At 41.0% G+C, this 17,534-nt stretch carries 14 protein-coding genes; 12 read left to right on the top strand and 2 right to left on the bottom strand.

Annotation, left to right across the window (positions count from 1 at the left end; genetic code table 11):
* The first annotated feature begins 7 nt into the window (after positions 1-7).
* The 3 genes from HNW13_RS07125 to HNW13_RS07115 are packed head-to-tail and all read left to right on the top strand — an operon-like array spanning position 8 to position 2,244.
* On the top strand, positions 8-1,039 hold the full coding sequence (locus HNW13_RS07125; RefSeq protein ID WP_124013279.1) for an IS630 family transposase: 1,032 nt from the start codon (positions 8-10) through the stop codon (positions 1,037-1,039).
* 19 nt (positions 1,040-1,058) lie between these two features.
* Positions 1,059-2,021, top strand: a complete 963-nt coding sequence (gene nhaA, locus HNW13_RS07120) for a Na+/H+ antiporter NhaA (protein WP_279575195.1) — start codon at positions 1,059-1,061, stop codon at positions 2,019-2,021.
* Positions 2,022-2,025: 4 nt separating this feature from the next.
* Positions 2,026-2,244 (top strand): hypothetical protein, encoded by a 219-nt coding sequence (locus HNW13_RS07115; RefSeq protein WP_192114905.1) that lies wholly within the window; start codon positions 2,026-2,028, stop codon positions 2,242-2,244.
* A 25-nt stretch (positions 2,245-2,269) separates the two neighbouring features.
* Here HNW13_RS07115 and HNW13_RS07110 read toward each other — a convergent pair whose 3' ends face one another.
* Complete coding sequence (locus HNW13_RS07110; protein ID WP_192114906.1) at positions 2,270-3,241, bottom strand: patatin family protein; 972 nt, start codon at positions 3,239-3,241, stop codon at positions 2,270-2,272.
* Positions 3,242-3,471: 230 nt separating this feature from the next.
* A complete protein-coding gene (locus HNW13_RS07105) occupies positions 3,472-3,666 on the bottom strand; it encodes a DUF2892 domain-containing protein (RefSeq protein WP_101088290.1) in 195 nt (64 codons plus the stop codon).
* Between the two features lie 457 nt (positions 3,667-4,123).
* Between HNW13_RS07105 and HNW13_RS07100 the strand changes: the two genes are divergently transcribed.
* From HNW13_RS07100 to HNW13_RS07060, 9 genes are all read left to right on the top strand, one after another.
* The gene (locus tag HNW13_RS07100; RefSeq protein ID WP_182745392.1) at positions 4,124-5,818 is read left to right on the top strand and encodes a thiamine pyrophosphate-dependent enzyme; all 1,695 of its coding nucleotides are present in this window, start codon (positions 4,124-4,126) and stop codon (positions 5,816-5,818) included.
* A gap of 472 nt (positions 5,819-6,290) precedes the next feature.
* A complete protein-coding gene (locus HNW13_RS07095) occupies positions 6,291-6,560 on the top strand; it encodes a hypothetical protein (protein WP_182745393.1) in 270 nt (89 codons plus the stop codon).
* 399 nt (positions 6,561-6,959) lie between these two features.
* The gene (locus HNW13_RS07090; protein WP_192114907.1) at positions 6,960-7,499 is read left to right on the top strand and encodes a GNAT family N-acetyltransferase; all 540 of its coding nucleotides are present in this window, start codon (positions 6,960-6,962) and stop codon (positions 7,497-7,499) included.
* A 336-nt stretch (positions 7,500-7,835) separates the two neighbouring features.
* Positions 7,836-10,298, top strand: coding sequence for a DEAD/DEAH box helicase family protein (locus HNW13_RS07085; RefSeq protein WP_192114908.1), 2,463 nt, complete (start codon positions 7,836-7,838; stop codon positions 10,296-10,298).
* Between the two features lie 137 nt (positions 10,299-10,435).
* Positions 10,436-11,959: a type I restriction-modification system subunit M gene (locus HNW13_RS07080; RefSeq protein WP_192114909.1), complete on the top strand. Its 1,524-nt coding sequence runs from the start codon at positions 10,436-10,438 to the stop codon at positions 11,957-11,959.
* Positions 11,959-13,869: a restriction endonuclease subunit S gene (locus tag HNW13_RS07075; protein ID WP_192114910.1), complete on the top strand. Its 1,911-nt coding sequence runs from the start codon at positions 11,959-11,961 to the stop codon at positions 13,867-13,869. Before HNW13_RS07080 ends, HNW13_RS07075 begins: the two co-directional genes overlap by 1 nt.
* A gap of 33 nt (positions 13,870-13,902) precedes the next feature.
* Positions 13,903-15,669 (top strand): MotA/TolQ/ExbB proton channel family protein, encoded by a 1,767-nt coding sequence (locus HNW13_RS07070; RefSeq protein WP_192114911.1) that lies wholly within the window; start codon positions 13,903-13,905, stop codon positions 15,667-15,669.
* Positions 15,669-16,367 (top strand): OmpA family protein, encoded by a 699-nt coding sequence (locus HNW13_RS07065; protein ID WP_192114912.1) that lies wholly within the window; start codon positions 15,669-15,671, stop codon positions 16,365-16,367. The genes HNW13_RS07070 and HNW13_RS07065 overlap by 1 nt, the downstream gene beginning before the upstream one ends.
* Complete coding sequence (locus HNW13_RS07060) at positions 16,367-17,503, top strand: HNH endonuclease (protein ID WP_192114913.1); 1,137 nt, start codon at positions 16,367-16,369, stop codon at positions 17,501-17,503. The genes HNW13_RS07065 and HNW13_RS07060 overlap by 1 nt, the downstream gene beginning before the upstream one ends.
* Positions 17,504-17,534 lie beyond the last annotated feature (31 nt).

The following is a 17,534-nucleotide window of genomic DNA, read 5'->3' as shown; positions in this document are numbered from 1 at the left end:
TAGCCCCATGAAACAAATTACACTCTCGCCAGAACAAAAAGTAGCATTGGAAACTCGACATAAAAGCTCGAGTGATAGGCGTGAGTGTGATCGCATTAAAGCCATTTTACTACGCGATGAAAATTGGCCAACGCCAATGATTGCCCAAGCGTTACGTATTCACGAAACGACCGTAGTTCGATACATTGATGCCTATGCTCACGACCAAAAACTCACGTGTAATAGTGGCGGCTCCTTAAGTTATCTGAGTCAAGAGCAAACTGAACTATTGATTGCACACCTGTGTGAGGTGACCTACTTGCATAGCCATCAAATAGTCGCTTATATCTCAGAACAATTTCAGATTAAGTACACAGTGTCAGGCCTCAATAAATGGCTGCATAAACATCAGTTCAGCTATAAAAACCCTAAAGGGGTTCCTCACAAATTTGATGAAGACAAACAAACGGCTTTCATTGAATATTATGAGCAACTAAAATCCTCGTTAACCCCTGATGAACCGTTATTATTTATGGATGCGGTTCATCCGACCCAAGCCACAAAAATCACCGCAGGCTGGATAAAAAAAGGCGTTGATAAACCGATAGAAACGACGGGAAGCCGAACCCGTATTAACGTGGTTGGTGCAATCCGACTTGGTCACTTAACAGAAGCGGTCATTGAGCAATATAGCAAAACGGTTAACGGTGCATCCATCATCGATTTTTTAAACCAAATTAGAGCGCGTTACTCAACAAGTGGTGTTATCCATTTGGTGCTTGATGGCGCTGGATACCATCGAAATGCCTTAGTAGTTAAAGAGGCTAAAAATCTGAATATAACATTGCATTACCTGCCGCCTTATAGTCCAAATTTAAACCCAATAGAACGATTGTGGAAGGTAATGAATAAGCATGCGAGGAATGGGCAATACTTCGCAACGACAAAAGAATTCCGACGAAAAATCACTGACTTTTTTAGCATCACCCTCCCCGATATTGCCGATACACTCGGTGATACAATTAATGATAACTTTCAGAAATTAAAACCTGCAGTTTGAATTCACTTGAGTATATACCTTGTTCAATTGGGGACTTGATTCACAGATCGGTTGGGGTATCCCAATGGCAACCGATACCGCGTTTGCGCTAGGTGTACTTACCATAGTGCGAAAATACATACCTGCCAGTCTTTTGGCTTTCATAGTTGGGCTCGCCATCGTTGATGATGTTGGGGCGATACTCGTTATTGCACTATTTTATACCCAGGAAATATCCGTAATCTATCTGTTTAGCGCATGTTCACTTATTACTTTTTTGGCAGTAGCTAACTACGCGGGCGTAAGACAGCCAATTTTCTATATTATCATCGGTATTGCAACCTGGTGGATGATGCTCATGTCTGGTGTTCATGCCACTGTTGCTGGCGTTGCAATCGCATTGACGGTGCCAGCACGGCCGAAGTTGGCGTCGGCAAAGTCGCTTGATAAGGCTAAAACAACAATCAGCTCTCTTCAGCAAGAAATAGAAAAGGTGGACGTTCTTGGTAGTCAGGAGGACCATAAACAGGTACTGGAAGTGCGCGATTTAGCAGAACATGCTGGCACTCCCCTGCGTCGTTGGGAAGATGTACTGCATCTACCTGTAGCACTCTTCATCTTACCGCTGTTTGCATTGACTAATGCTGGCGTAGTGTTTAGTTTTAGTTCGTTTATCGACAGCCTCCAATACCCTGTTGGATTAGGGATTATTTTTGGCCTTGTAGTCGGTAAATTTATTGGCATTTCCGGCGCGTGCTGGCTGGGCCTGCACTACAAAATAGGTAAATTACCCAAGGGAGTTAATATTCAACACATTATTGGTGCTTCACTGATAGCCGGGATAGGCTTCACCATGTCCACATTTATTGCGACACTGGGGTTTGACGGGCAACCTGAACATCTCCATAACGCAAAAACATCCATCTTGGTCGCATCGGTTATGTCTGCATTTTTGGGTGCGTTATATCTTAGATTCATTGGTTCAAACAAACGAAAAAAATGACTCAATGAGTCATCATAAGTCGGTTAACATGAATGATACCGATATTGCAGCATCGTTTACGTTAATAGAAGAGTATTATGTGGTACTTGAGCGGGTTAATACTTTTAGTTTAATGCATCGGGGTTATGGCATTAAAAAATGTTTTTTATTGCCTAGTAATATTCATTCTACTGGTTTACAAAACAGGTATAAATTAATTTTATTATGCTTAGATTATGCTTAGATTATGCTTAGATTATGCTTAGTGTTTACAGCACAAAACGTTTTTGAGTCTCCAAAAAAGCATTACCCGCAGTGATACCGGCAAGATAATCATGTTGTAAATCCATATCAGTACTCCCTAACAATTTACTTTGAAGATTGTCTTCCGCAAAAATTTGAATAATTTCGACATCTTCAGGAGGGTTAGTGATAAAGGCGAGTTCTTTTTGATAAGCTTGCTCATGCTGTACCAAATAATCAATCATTTTTGGGCAATACCCAGACACGTAAATCCATGACTTAAGTTTACGTACCCAAGCAGCCTGAGTATGACAGTCGGCATTCACCGTTCGAATAACCACAATTTTTTTAGCACCACGGCGATAGGATTCTCGCACAGGTAAAGGCTCAGCAAGTCCACCGTCAAGGTAGATGTCTGTTTTATGGTCATCAACGTTTGCTTTGGCCTTATTTGTTGAGCTAAAGGCCTGCCTAGGTGTGAGTTTAACCCCTTGTTTATACAAAAAAGGAAATGCACTCGAGGCTTTAAGTAATTGGCGCCAGTGACTTGTATGACCGTTTGGGCTTAAGAAATAGCCTTGTCTATCGCGTGAATTCGTTGCGCTGAACAATAATTCTCGTTGACCCAATGATTTAGTTGCTGTCGTAAAGTCTAATGCAAAACTACCTTGAATGGTTTTATCAAAGTACCAATCCAAATCAATAGCATTGCCACCTGCTAATCCACGGCCTAGTTTGTAAAAATTATTACGACGTGTTAATTCACCAATTAATCTCTTGGCATAACCTTTCTGACGAGATAAAAAGCTTGTAATATTTTGTGAGCCTGCAGACGCCCCTATAAATAAATCGAAAGGATCAAAATCATTCTCTAACCACGCATCTAATACACCGGCTGTGAATATTCCTCGTTGCCCACCACCTTCTGCAATAAGTGCCATTTTAACACATGACTCTTCACAAGGATTAATTGGGGGGGGTGATGTAATGACTTTCATAGCAGGCCTTTTTATAAAAAATGCTGAATAAAATAACGTCGTAGAACTTGCGATTACATATCTGTTGGCAGTAACAATGACCTCAGGTGTTTAAGCAGTACAGTTCCGAGTTCGCTAACTTAACCGCGCGAACAGAAGGGTCGTACCATGAACGCGAGTCCTGTTAGGATCTTGACATGGTGTTTAACTATAGTGTTTCACGATAGCAGGGCATTCGCTGTGGATTAGATTCAGCGCTTACTCACCGAACAGGAGTTTATGCCTAGGAGCGAATATAGAGGACACAAGCCTACCGCTCCTGTAAGCAGCGGCACAACGCCAATATAGCCCCATATGCCAATTGTGTCGGTGGCAGCAAGTCCAATAAGAACTAGCCCGGCGGTAACGCGGAGCGAGCGATCGAGCATACCTTCATTCGTCTTCATCGTATTTCTCCTTTGTCGAGTCACTGGGCCACTCTGCTAAGTTACAGATAAGATCGAATATCGTTCCAGCCTTACGCGAATCGATTAGATGTCTCTAAGCATAAATCGTAACTGTTCCCGGCGTCTGTTCGCCAGCGCACGCGAGATAATTTTCAGGAATGGTTAAATCGAGCGACATGGCGAATAGGCTAAATTATTTTCTGCTAGGGTTTATCATTTGAGATAACGTTACTTTAAAAAACGGTCAATTGTATTTAACTGGTCAACATTCGTGAGAAAGCAAAAGCCAGAGGGTACGGTGACGCACAGAGTCAAAGTTCGTAGCACAGTATGATGTGTTATTGGATCTTAAATAAACAGTTAACCATTAATAAAATGCTATTAAATTCAGTAACCTATTAATTTTGCTTAATTAAGTGTATTTCGTGAAGCTTATTTTAAACGGAGAGAGATATTTATGGCTGCAATAAAAAAACGCAAAGTTGTCGATCATATCGTAGAGACGATTTATCAATATGGTGTCCGTCATGTCTTTGGCATTCCAGGGGATGCTATTAATGATTTGATGGACGCCATACGCCGCCATGGAGAAATCGAATTTATACAAGTTCGCCATGAAGAAAGCGGGGCATTCGCAGCATCAGCCCAAGCAAAATTAACCGGTAAACTTGCCGTTTGTGTTGGTACTGCTGGAGGTGGGGCCATACATTTGCTCAATGGTCTGTATGACGCTAAGCTCGACCATGCCCCCGTTCTTGCAATAACTGGACAGTTACCACGCAGTGAAATCGGTAATCACTCGCATCAAGAAATTAATTCATCAGCTCTGTTTTCTGATGTGGCTGTGTTTAATCAAACCTTATTTGCCTCTGATCGTGTTCCCGAGATTATTCAGCAAGCGTGTAATAGTGCGCTGATTGAAAAAGGGGTTGCTCATATTGCTTTGCCTGCTGATGTTGCCACTGAGCAAGTTGAAGCTGACATTACGGGTCATCCAATAGCGGGCGCTGAAACGGGACCAACTAAACCTTTAGCATCAGCATTAAACAGTGCAATTAGCTTAATTGAGCAAGCTGAAAAAATTGTTGTTCTAGCGGGTGTTGGGGCTATACCAGCACGTCAACAGTTACTTACTTTGTTGAAAAAATGCAACTCCCCACTTATCAGAACACTAAAAGCCAAAGTACTACTTCCGGATGAGCATGAATATTCCTTAGGAGGGCTTGGCCTACTTGGTACGCGGCCATCTGTTGATGCGATGAATAATTGTGATTTACTTGTGATGCTGGGGACTGATTTTCCCTACAAAGAATATTATCCAGGAAAAGCCAAAGTTATTCAGGTGGATAAAGAAATTCGACATATTGGTCGACGTTGCCCTGTGGATGTATCGATAGTCGGAGATGTAAGTGAAGTACTAGACCAATTAATCGTTGATTTACCTCAAAAAGAAAACGACAACTTTCTTACTGAATGTCGGCGTCAGAAAAGGAGTTGGTCAGAAGAGCAAAGCGAAGCAGAAAACTCGCAAGATATGCCAATAAAACCCCAGTGCCTGGCTCGAACCGTCGGCGAGCTTGCGAACAAAGATGCCATTTTTCTCTGTGACACGGGTACAGTGACCGCATGGGTCGCACGACATCTACCCGTTACTGAACAACAATTATTTACCCTATCAGGCAACTTGGCCACAATGGCATTTAGCATGGCTGGTGCGATAGGCGCGCAATTAAAATTTCCTGAGCGGCAGGTGGTCGTCCTTATTGGTGACGGTGGTTTTAGCATGTTAATGCAAGAGTTTATTACTGCAGTCAATCTAACATTACCCATAAAGGTTATTATTTTTAACAACGCCAAGCTAGGGTTAATTCAACTAGAGCAAGAAAGCAGCGGTTACCCTAATTATAAAACAGCATTAAAAAATCCAGACTTTTCAGAGTTTGCTCGCTTATGCGGTGGTGAAGGTTGGAGTGTAGATCGCCCTGAGCTGCTAGTAAAAGCGTTGGGAGAAGCATTTGCTAGCAAAAATGCCTGTCTGATCGATGTCCATATCGATCCTAATGAACTCGTCATGCCGCCAAAGCTCGAATTGGCTCAAGCGGTAAATTATTCGATTGCTAAAGCTAAGGAGTTTTTAAATTCAAATGACTGATTTAAAAATATGTGGGAACGATTCCGAAATACTATTACCTCAGTTTATGAGTTGTGCAGGCTAGTAGAACTATTGTGCAGGCTAGTAGAAATATATCATCCTCAAGGTGAATATGCCGAAATAGGTCAGTCTTGAAATGGTTAAGAAATGTTGGCTAGACCGTTAGTCGTTAGGGATACATTTTCTCATATTTTGAGGCTACATTTAGTTGATAACACTAAAACGTTTATGTCCACAAATGGGTTAAGGGCTTAACCCATTTGTGCTCATTTAAGTGTTAGTCGATGATATTGTCAGCTCAAAAAAATTCGTTTCAGCGTACAACATCCAATCAGATTATCAACAGAGATAAATCTTACTTTACCTTAACGTTACGTTATTGCCTGCAACACTCGAATAATTCGGAGTTTACTCTATGGCTTGCACCATGCTTGCGGCATAATGGCGTTAAATATTTAACAGAGTCGTTATAATGGATAAGCAGCAAGACAGTTACATGACCGAAGAAACACTAATCGAAGTAGTCGAAAATCAAATCGCCGACGGTGAACCCAAAAAGGTAAAAGAAACCTTGATGCGTTTAGTCATGACAGGTACACCGCGTGACGAAGCTATTCAAATGATGGCTTGCGCGTTGGCTATCGAAGTTTCCGATGTCATGAAAAATGGTTCCTCTTTTAACGAAATACGATATGGCCAGCATTTGAATGCACTACCGAATATGGATTGGATGGAAGATTAATAGCAGCTCATAAATTCGTGTTTTGTTAATCCCGATAAGTGACATTATCGGGGGGCTAATTGAAAAGTCTAAAGAAAGATGTTGGATTTGCACCTTCGATGAGCAGTGTTGGAGCCTGTTTAGATCTCCTAATCGCAACTTACAAGAGACTTAAACGGTTTAAAGCAGTTGGTTTTGTTCGTGCATCAAAAGTACAACCAACTGTGTTAATACGCTTAGTGCGATATTAGCTTGCTGCGTCATTCGTTTGATCACTACAACTATCCTCACACTGGGGGCGGCTATTTAACAAGGAGTGGCAAGCTTAGTCTTTATTATGCTGATTTTGTTCTCTATTTATATAAAAGTAAGTTCACAGGTCAATGTAAACTAACTTACGAAGATTCAAATGGGTTATTAATGCTTAGATTCGAACACTGTAATGTTAAAACTTGTACTCATGAATTACTCGCCTTGGGTCAGGCCGACATGAAAATGTGGTACATTTTTGAGTGGTTAGATAAGCACGAGGAATTACAAAACGGGACTCAAGCAGAAATAATTAAACTTTATGTAAATGATGAATTGGTAGGGTACAGTCTTTTTGAAAACTTTGAAGCCCGTGCAGACAAAGTCACTTGTCATCAAGGCGTGACCTATAAAGAGTTGGGTATTATTCATTTCGTAACAGTCATAGAGCATCGTAATAAAGGTTATGCTACGTTGTTGGCTAATGCGTTGCTTAAAAATATTATTGAACCTATGTTGGCACGTTATAAAGATTTTCATGTTTACGTCATTGCGACGGGTCGAGCGGTCCCATTAATGGAACGGACTGATATCCCTTCAAAATACCAAATCAAGCAATTCTATTCCGATATATCGTTTGAAGAGAAAGTAGTAAATTACCTAAGAAAACAAGAACAAAATGTATTGAATGCAGTTACTTGTGAAATTTAAAATAAACAGCTAACAAGCCAATCTAAAGCATACTTATCATAATACGAATAGTGAGTGTTAGAGCGTATGCGCTAACACGATTTGGTCTAGATACGCTTTGTCTATTCGAAATAAAATGCACCAAACCTCGAAAAACATGATCAGTTTGGGCGGTAAAGTAAGGCTAATCGATTTAAGATTCTTCATCAACATCAAACAATCGCAATGTTTACGCAAAATCACGTTTTAACATTTTTAAGTTCTGTATCTGTATGTAATCATTGGTGTTAACAAGGTTATGTGGCAAACTTAATATTATTGCCGTTTGCAATCGCGCTAGAAGGATCTAGATCTCGTATGAGTATCAATAAAGCCAAGCTTACCGAAACCGATATTATCTCTAAATACATCATGCCAGCTATCAAAAATGCTGGGTGGGATGATATGTCGCAAATTCGCCAAGAGGTGAAATTGCGTGACGGTAAAGTCATTGTGCGTGGTCAATTGGGTGTGCGCAAAACGGTTAAGTCTGCTGATATTGTGCTGTATCACAAACCCAGTATGCCGCTGGCTGTTATTGAGGCTAAAGCCAATAAGCACGAAGTGGGTAAAGGCATGCAACAGGGGCTAGATTATGCCCGTTTACTTGAAGTGCCTTTTATTTTTGCCTCCAATGGCGATGGCTTTATCTTCCATGATAAAACCAAGTTAGGAACACCTGAAGAAAACCAACTTGAATCAGAGATCCGCTTAGAAGACTTTCCATCACCACAAGAATTATGGACTAAGTACTGCGTGTGGAAAGGTTATACCCAAACCCAGTTACCGATTATCAATCAAGAATATCATGATGATGGCACGGGTAAGCAACCTCGTTATTATCAACTGCAAGCCATTAATAAAACCATTGAAGCTATTTCATCCGGTAAAGACCGAGTGTTACTTGTCATGGCGACCGGTACGGGTAAAACCTATACCGCATTTCAAATCATCTGGCGTTTATGGAAGTCCCGCGCTAAAAAACGAATCTTGTTTTTAGCCGACCGTAACATTTTGGTAGACCAAACCCGCATAAACGATTTTCAGCCCTTTGGCACTTCAATGACCAAAATCACTGGACGCACGGTTGATCCTGCATTTGAAATTCATTTAGCCTTATACCAAGCATTAACCGGCCCAGAAGAAAGCCAAAAAGCCTTTAAACAAGTCGACCCAGACTTTTTCGACCTAATCATTATCGACGAGTGTCATCGTGGGAGTGCATCTGAAGACAGCGCCTGGCGTGAAATTTTAGAATATTTCAGCAGCGCGGCTCAAGTTGGCCTTACCGCCACTCCTAAAGAAACAGACCAAGTATCAAACTCCGATTACTTTGGTGAGCCTGTCTATACCTACTCACTCAAAGAAGGGATTGAAGATGGATTCCTAGCACCTTATAAAGTGGTGCGGGTAGATATTGATGTCGATTTACAAGGTTGGCGCCCGACAAAAGGTCAAATCGATAACAACGGTGAAGTGATCGAAGACCGAATTTATAACCAAAAAGACTTCGACCGCACCATGGTGATTGATGAACGCACCCAATTGGTTGCCGAAACCATTACCAACTACTTAAAGCGCACCGACCCGATGGCCAAAACTATCGTGTTTTGTAACGATATTGACCACGCCGATCGCATGCGCCGTGCTATTGCCAATCTTAACCCTGAGCAAATGGCCAAGAATGAAAAGTACGTGATGAAAATAACCGGTGACGATGAGCTTGGCAAAGCGCAGTTAGACAACTTCATTAATCCCAAAAAAGCCTATCCTGTTATTGCCACCACCTCAGAACTAATGTCTACAGGGGTAGATGCCAAAACCTGTAAGTTAGTAGTACTGGATCAAAATATTCAGTCCATGACCAAATTTAAGCAGATTATTGGCCGTGGCACCCGCATTGACGACCGATACGGCAAGCTGTGGTTCACCATTCTCGACTTTAAAAAGGCCACCGAATTATTTGCCGACGAACGCTTTGACGGTACACCAGAAAAAATCATTAGAGTGACGCCTGAAGATATTGAAGATGAAAATGTTGATATTGACTCAGTTGGTGATGAGGTTACGAATGAAAACGGTGCCGATGATAATCAAAACCAACAGGGCGATGAACATCAGGTTGATGAACAAAACACCATAAACGAACCCCAAGGCGATGGCAGCCTTGATGGTGAATGGGACGAAGGTGAAACCCGTAAAATCAGCAAGTACCGCGTGTCAGGCGTGACTGTCAGCAAAGTGGCTGAACGAGTGCAATATTACGACAGCGACGGTAAATTAGTCACCGAATCCTTTAAAGATTACACCCGTAAAACCATGGCGAAGCAGTTTAGCTCACTCGATGAGTTTGTTAAGCGCTGGAATGAATCAGATCGCAAACAAGCGGTAATTGATGAACTGGCACTCGAAGGCATTATTTGGTCTGCTTTAGAGGACGAAGTCGGTAAAGACATGGATCCTTTCGATATGATTTGTCATGTGGTGTACGACCAACCCCCATTAACTCGAAAAGATCGTGCAAACAATGTGCAAAAGCGCAATTACTTCACTAAATATTCCGACACTGCACAAGCCGTACTGCAAAATTTACTGTTAAAATATGCCGATGTCGGCGTGCAAGAAATTGAAAACATGCAAGTGCTTAAAGTTGCCCCGTTTACCGAGTACGGTAATTTGAGTGAGATCGTTAAAAAAGGCTTTGGCGGCAAACAAGAATACGAGCAAGCCATTAGTGAATTAGAAGCGCAGATTTATCAAATTCATCAGCAATCAGCCTAGCATCTGTTCTTTGCATAAGCACTTTGGAACAGCGCTTTGTATTCGTTTTTATATTAGCTCTGTTTGTTAAAAATAAAACACAACATCATTTTATACTGCTGCCAATAACAGCAGCAGTAACCGTTTAAGAGAATACTATGTCTATCAGTTCAGCAATTAAATCCATCCAAGATATTATGCGTAAAGATGCCGGTGTCGATGGTGACGCCCAGCGATTAGGGCAAATGTCTTGGTTACTGTTCTTAAAAGTGTTTGATGCACAAGAACAAGAGTTAGAGCTTGAACTAGACGATTACCGCGAGCCAATTCCAGCTGAATTCTTATGGCGCAACTGGGCGGCAGATAATGAAGGCATTACCGGTGATGAGCTACTTGATTTTGTAAATGATGAGCTATTCCCACAGCTTAAAAACCTCACTGCACCAATAGATAAAAACCCCCGTGGTTTTGTGGTAAAAGCGGCGTTTTCTGATGCGTTTAACTACATGAAAAACGGCACGCTGTTACGTCAGGTGATTAATAAGCTTAATGAAATAGACTTTACTGACTCAAACGAGCGCCACTTGTTTGGTGATTTATACGAGCAAATATTAAAAGACTTACAAAGTGCTGGTAACGCTGGTGAGTTTTATACCCCGCGCGCCATCACTAAGTTTATTGTGGCGGTAACCGATCCCAAATTGGGCGAATCGATTATGGACCCTGCGTGTGGTACTGGCGGATTTTTAGCTTGCGCCTTTGATCACGTTAAAGCCAACTACGTTAAAACAGCAGATGACCATCAAACCCTGCAAAAGCAAATCTTTGGTGTGGAAAAAAAGCAGCTACCGCATTTACTGTGCACCACCAACATGATGCTCCACGGTATTGAAGTGCCAGTGCAAATTAGGCACGGCAACACCTTAAACAAACCGCTTTCAAGTTGGGACGAGCAAGTTGACGTTATCATCACCAACCCGCCATTTGGCGGCACCGAAGAAGACGGCATAGAAAAAAACTTCCCTAGCGAATTCCAAACCCGTGAAACCGCCGACTTGTTTCTACAACTTATTATTGAAGTATTGGCAGCGCCGTCAGCGGGTAAGGAGCCATCAGCGCTTAAAAGTGGAGGTCGAGCAGCAGTTGTATTACCAGACGGCACCTTGTTTGGTGAAGGCGTTAAAACCAAAATCAAAAAAATGTTAATGGACGAATGTAATCTACACACCATAGTGCGTTTACCTAATGGGGTGTTTAATCCCTACACCGGCATTAAAACCAATATTTTATTCTTCACCAAAGGCACGCCAACTAAAGACGTGTGGTTTTACGAGCATCCCTACCCAGCAGGGGTAAAAAATTACAACAAAACCAAACCCATGCGCTTTGAAGAGTTTGAAACAGAGCTTGAATGGTGGGGTAATGAGGCCGACGGCTTTGCATCGCGGGTAGAAAACGAGCAAGCTTGGAAAGTCTCAATCGATGACATTATTGGCCGTAACTATAACCTGGACATTAAAAACCCCCATGTGGGCGAAGTTATCAGCCATGATCCACAAACGTTACTAAGCGATTACGCCAAACAACAAGCGGATATTAAAGCACTACGCGATCAACTAAAAGGTATCTTGTCAGCCGCATTATCGTCACCTTCGGCAGCATCAGACGGTGAGGGCAAGTAATGACTGATTTACCAATACCTACCAACGACGGTCAATCAGAACACAAAGCAAATAATTTGATCACGCAGCATATTGATATTTGGACAACTGCCATTGAGCGAAAATCCTCAGCAGGGCGTGGCACTTCAAATAAGTTTTCATTGTATGGCATCAAAAAACTCCGTGAACTGATTTTAGAACTCGCCGTGCGCGGCAAGTTAGTGCCACAAGATGTTAATGACGAACCAGCTTCAATATTGCTTGAACGTATTGCTGCTGAAAAAGCTCAATTGGTTAAAGACGGTAAGCTTAAAAAACAAAAGCCGTTCCCTGATATTGGTGAAGATGAAAAGCCATTTGAATTGCCGAATGGCTGGGCGTGGACTTGTTTAGCAGAACTTGCAGAAATAGGTCCAAGAAATTCTAGTTTTGATGATGATACAGAAGCTTCTTTTGTGCCAATGCCTCTAATTAGTACCAGTTATAAAGGTGATCATGGTTCTGAAACAAGGTTATGGAAAGAAATAAAAAAAGGATATACACACTTTGCTGATGGTGATATTGGATTAGCAAAAATCACTCCTTGTTTCGAGAACAGTAAAGCAGCTTTTTTTTCTGGATTAATTAACGGTGTCGGAACTGGAACAACGGAGTTACACATTGCCAGGCCAATCGAATCAACAGTAGATCCACTCTTTATCCTTCTATATTTGAAAGCACCGATGTTTCTAAAAGTCGGCGAAACTAAGATGACTGGTACAGCAGGTCAAAAACGAGTGCCTAAAGATTTTTTTGCATATAATCCATTACCATTTGCACCGCTAGATGAGCAACACCGTATCGTCTCCAAAGTCGATGAGTTGATGAGCTTGTGTGATGCCCTTGAAGCGCAAACTGAAACAAGTATTGCGGCGCACCAAACCTTAGTCGAAACCCTGCTGAATGCACTACTACAGCCTAACACTACTCAGTCAGCAGCTAGCCTAGAGCCTGCAGTTATAGGGAGTTTTGCTGACAGCCTTGAGCCTTCACTTAATGATAGTTTTATAGACAGCTGGCAGCGTGTCGCTGAACACTTCGACACGCTTTTCACCACAGAAGCCAGCATCGACACCCTAAAACAAACCATCCTCCAACTCGCCGTCATGGGTAAGTTAGTACAACAAGCCAGCTTCGATGAAATAAATAGTCAAGATTACGAGCCTGCCACCAAACTGCTAGAACGCATCAAAGCTGAAAAAGCCCAGCTGATTAAAAACGGTAAAATCAAAAAGCAAAAGCCATTACCTGCCATCACCGACGAAGAAAAACCGTTTGAACTGCCAAAGGGGTGGGAGTGGTGTCGATTTGATGATACAGCACTCAGTTCGAGTGCTGGCTGGAGCCCTCAATGTATTCCCACCCCCAGAGAGGGAGATAATTGGGGGGTTTTAAAGGTTAGTGCTGTAACTTGGGGACAGTATAATCCAGAAGAAAATAAAGAGCTTCCTCCACATCTTGAACCACGCCTTGAACATGAAGTTCAAGGCGGCGATTTTCTTATCTCAAGGGCTAATACAGCAGATTTAGTTGCGAAAGCAGTAGTTGTTCCTGAACTAGCACCTAAAAATCTAATGATGAGTGACAAAATAATCAGGTTTAAATTACACGGAAGTGTAAGTGGCGAGTATTTAAACTTGATGAATAACAGCCAAGTTTCAAGGGATTATTACAATCGAGTTGCAGGGGGCACAAGTAGCTCCATGAAAAATGTATCAAGAGAGCACATTAGAAGCTTAGTCGTTGCTTTACCACCACTTGAAGAACAACATCACATCGTCGCTAGAGTCGATGAACTAATGGCACTCTGCGACCAAATAAAAACACATTTAAGTGCCGCCCAAACAACTCAACTCCACCTGACCGACGCCATCGTCGAACAGGCTATTTAACAACAGACCTTAACTATTAAGAAATAAAAATATATGGAAATATTAGAGAATTTATTGCGCAGTTTAGATACACAATCGGTAAGTAGTGCCATTTTAGTATTGATGGTTATAGTGTGTGCATTAGGGTTATTTTTTACCAAACAAGCCAAGCAAGTTGAATTCGTCAATTATGTGCCGACCTTATTAACGACTATGGGGATTTTTGGTACGTTTTTAGGCATTGTTTTAGGCTTGTTAGATTTCAATCAGCTTGATATTGAGGCCAGTATTCCGCCTTTACTTGAAGGATTGAAAACCGCATTTATTACCAGTTTGGCGGGTATTTTACTCTCATTGGTATTCAAAACATTATCGACATTTTCTTTCTTAAAACCTAAGCAAGTTGAAGAGAGTCTTTCCCATGCTACGCCTGAAGCGATATTGGGTGCAATGCAGGCGCAAGTGACTGAAACGCGCACTTTAAAAGATGCACTTGTCGGTAATGAAGAATCCACTTTATTTGGGCAACTTAAAATTCTGCGCGGTGACATTAATGACAATGCCAAATTGTCAGTGAAAAATCTGCAAGAACAATCAACCAAGCAGCAGGAAAAGTTTGACGCATTTTCTGAAAAGCTGTGGCTAAAATTGCAAGACTTTGCTGATACTTTATCTAAATCTGCCACTGAGCAAGTTATTGAAGCCCTCAAACAGGTGATTACAGATTTTAATAATAATTTAACTGAGCAGTTTGGCGATAACTTTAAGCAACTTAATGAAGCCGTGATTAAGCTTGTTGAATGGCAAGAAAACTACAAATTACAACTTGAGCAAATGCAGCAGCAATATGCCCAAGGTGTTGAGTCCATATCAGCAACAGAGTCATCGGTTGCGCATATTAGTGAGCAAAGCAAAATCATTCCGGAATCGATGAATGAACTAAAAGGCGTAATGGAAGTAAATCAACATCAACTGGCTGAGCTTGAACGTCATTTAGAAGCCTTTAAATTAATGCGTGATGAAGCGGTTAAAGCAGTACCTGAGATTAGAGCCCAAGTACAAAGCACCGTAGAAGATATATCAGCGGCAGTGACTACGGCCAGTGACCATTACAAAACACTTCTATCTGAGTCGGATGATTATATTAAAGCGCATGTTAAAACATCAAATGATCTACTAGATAAATTTGCCAGCGAAACTGAAAAAGGCATTAACAGTGTTGGTGAACGCCTAATTGAAAGTTCAGATAAAATAGGCAAAGAAATTGACACCGCTGCGACTGAATTTACTAATAATACATCCCGCACAAACGAAAGCTTACAAACAAGTTCTGATTACCTGCAATCACAGACGGAAATTATTAAACAGCATTTACAAGACGCGGTAAGTGATCTTAATAGCACCATGCGAGACATGATTGAAAAGCTAGTAGTTGATGCTAAAGACATGAACTCAACAATGAAAGAAGCCAATAAAAACTTGGTTACTGACACTGAGAATGTCCGTGACACAGTAGTTAAATCAGCAGAAAAATTACAGCAAAGACTTAATGAAGTGATTGATGATGCTGCGACGCAACAGATTAACCAAGCTAAACGCACATTTGATGCCATGGAAGAGCAAATTAAACAACAAGTTGGCTTAACAGGTGAAGCCGTCGATTCACAACTCAAACTGATTGACACTGCCATGCAGCAAGAAATCAATCGTGTGATGAATGAGATGGGTCAAGCATTAGCTCAAGTCAGCGGTAAGTTTGTTGAAGACTACATTAAATTGACTCAAGCAATGAATGAAGTTGTTAATCAGCGAGTAGCCTAATGGATAAAATATTTGGCACGAGTAACGGCGCACAAGACAGCGGTGAACATTGGTTGACTGTGTCTGATTTAATGGCCGGTTTAATGATGGTTTTCTTGTTCATTGCTATCGTTTTTATGATGATAACGCAAAAAGAAAACGACAAAATTAAAGATGTGGCTGTTGCTTACCAAGAAAACCAAGTGGCAATTTATCAAGCTTTGGAAGAAGAGTTTAAAAAAGATCTCGATAAATGGGGCGCTACTATAGACAAGGAAACATTAGCCTTTAACTTTCAATCACCTGATGTGTTATTTGCTAATAATGAAACGCGTTTAAGTGATGCATATAAAGAAATTCTTAACGATTTTTTCCCCAGATATATCAATGTTCTAGCACCATATAGAGAATCGTTAGATGAAATAAGAATAGAAGGGCATACGTCAAGTTTAGGAATTCGTGGTTCATCAGATGCAGAAGCCTATTTCTATAATATGCAACTATCGCAAGGTCGTACCCGATCCGTCTTAGAATATGGATATGCGCTGATGCCAGCTGATGCTGAGTGGATAAAAGCAAACATTGCAGCAGTTGGTTTTTCTTCATCTCGTTTAATTTTGATTGACGGTGTAGAGGATGAAGCAATGTCTCGTCGAGTTTCGTTTAGAGCAATAACGAACGCTGATATTCAAATTAAACGGATATTAGAGGCTCAATAATGAAACTGACGGTTGATTTTAGTGCATTGCATCGCGCTGTTGCGCCACTAGGAAACGTGACTACTCATTTTAATATTACTAGCCGTTCAGCTGAACTTGAGAGTATTGGGAGTCATTTAACTAAAGGATTAATTCTCGGTAAAGATATCCAACTAGACCAAATTGATGGGTCTGATGGGATTTTGAATTATGACGGTCATCAGGTCATGCTTTATATTCCTGATCAGGGCGAAGATATTGAAGTTGTAATGGTAGATGGAAAACAAGGCCGTCGTATCCATGTCGCTGAATGTTCTACATTAGATTTAATGCGAAATACTGGACGATTCAAGAGGTATGACGTTATTAACCGAGTAGATGGTTTGTTTCCTGTATTTGGCTCAGTGCACAGCTATCAAGAGGATATAAGGGGAGAGGCCGCTTTAGGGGTATGCAAAAACTGTTTAAAAATCCTTAATTATAAGGGATATGCAACTCAGAGCTATGCAGCAAAAGAGAAAGTATTTAATCATTTTTCATTTGAGCAGTTTTTTGAAGTGTATAGTTCCTATTTTAAAAGTTTGCCTATTAACAGTGCCAAAGCATCAAGCAATTACACTGCAGATTGGCCTGCTATCTCATCAAAGGTAAGAAGTGATTTAAATTACACTTGCGAACAATGTGGCGTTTATCTAGCAAACGACTCTAAGCTATTGCATACACATCATATTAACGGTAACAAAGCGGATAATAAACTTAGTAATTTAAGGGGGCTTTGTGTTGATTGCCATAAAAAACAACCACATCATGGACATTTGTATGTAAGCAATGATGATGTACTAAAAATAAACCAACTTCGCCGTGAACAGCATAAGTTTGATGTGTTTGATTATAATAATATCCGAGAATGTGCTGACACTGCTTTAGACGGTCTATTGCAAAAGTGTCAATCAATGAGATTACCTGGTGCTGAATTAGGCGTCGTCATCAATGATAAAAGTAATATGATTGCTATCGATTTATGCTGGCCTAGACGTAAGATTGCGGTGTTAATAAACATGTCTAATGCTAAAGCTTTGAGATCACATGGTTGGAATGTGTTTACTGCATTTGAAGCATTAAACAATTTTGAAGTATTTCAGGCACAAGTTAGATAAGAAATTTAGTGTATTTTTGCAAGGTCTGTAA

The sequence above is a fragment of the Shewanella sp. BF02_Schw genome, from assembly GCF_014596695.2.
Lineage (GTDB): Bacteria > Pseudomonadota > Gammaproteobacteria > Enterobacterales > Shewanellaceae > Shewanella.
This window is presented reverse-complemented; position numbering and strand designations above follow the sequence as displayed.

Bases quoted from the DNA above. Each gene is read 5' to 3' on its own strand.
- HNW13_RS07125 (WP_124013279.1), top strand. From the start codon at position 8: ATGAAACAAATTACACTCTCGCCAGAACAAAAAGTAGCATTGGAAACT.
- HNW13_RS07115 (WP_192114905.1), top strand. From the start codon at position 2,026: ATGAGTCATCATAAGTCGGTTAACATGAATGATACCGATATTGCAGCA.
- HNW13_RS07110 (WP_192114906.1), bottom strand. From the start codon at position 3,241: ATGAAAGTCATTACATCACCCCCCCCAATTAATCCTTGTGAAGAGTCA.
- HNW13_RS07105 (WP_101088290.1), bottom strand. From the start codon at position 3,666: ATGAAGACGAATGAAGGTATGCTCGATCGCTCGCTCCGCGTTACCGCC.
- HNW13_RS07100 (WP_182745392.1), top strand. From the start codon at position 4,124: ATGGCTGCAATAAAAAAACGCAAAGTTGTCGATCATATCGTAGAGACG.
- HNW13_RS07095 (WP_182745393.1), top strand. From the start codon at position 6,291: ATGGATAAGCAGCAAGACAGTTACATGACCGAAGAAACACTAATCGAA.
- HNW13_RS07090 (WP_192114907.1), top strand. From the start codon at position 6,960: ATGCTTAGATTCGAACACTGTAATGTTAAAACTTGTACTCATGAATTA.
- HNW13_RS07085 (WP_192114908.1), top strand. From the start codon at position 7,836: ATGAGTATCAATAAAGCCAAGCTTACCGAAACCGATATTATCTCTAAA.
- HNW13_RS07080 (WP_192114909.1), top strand. From the start codon at position 10,436: ATGTCTATCAGTTCAGCAATTAAATCCATCCAAGATATTATGCGTAAA.
- HNW13_RS07075 (WP_192114910.1), top strand. From the start codon at position 11,959: ATGACTGATTTACCAATACCTACCAACGACGGTCAATCAGAACACAAA.
- HNW13_RS07070 (WP_192114911.1), top strand. From the start codon at position 13,903: ATGGAAATATTAGAGAATTTATTGCGCAGTTTAGATACACAATCGGTA.
- HNW13_RS07065 (WP_192114912.1), top strand. From the start codon at position 15,669: ATGGATAAAATATTTGGCACGAGTAACGGCGCACAAGACAGCGGTGAA.
- HNW13_RS07060 (WP_192114913.1), top strand. From the start codon at position 16,367: ATGAAACTGACGGTTGATTTTAGTGCATTGCATCGCGCTGTTGCGCCA.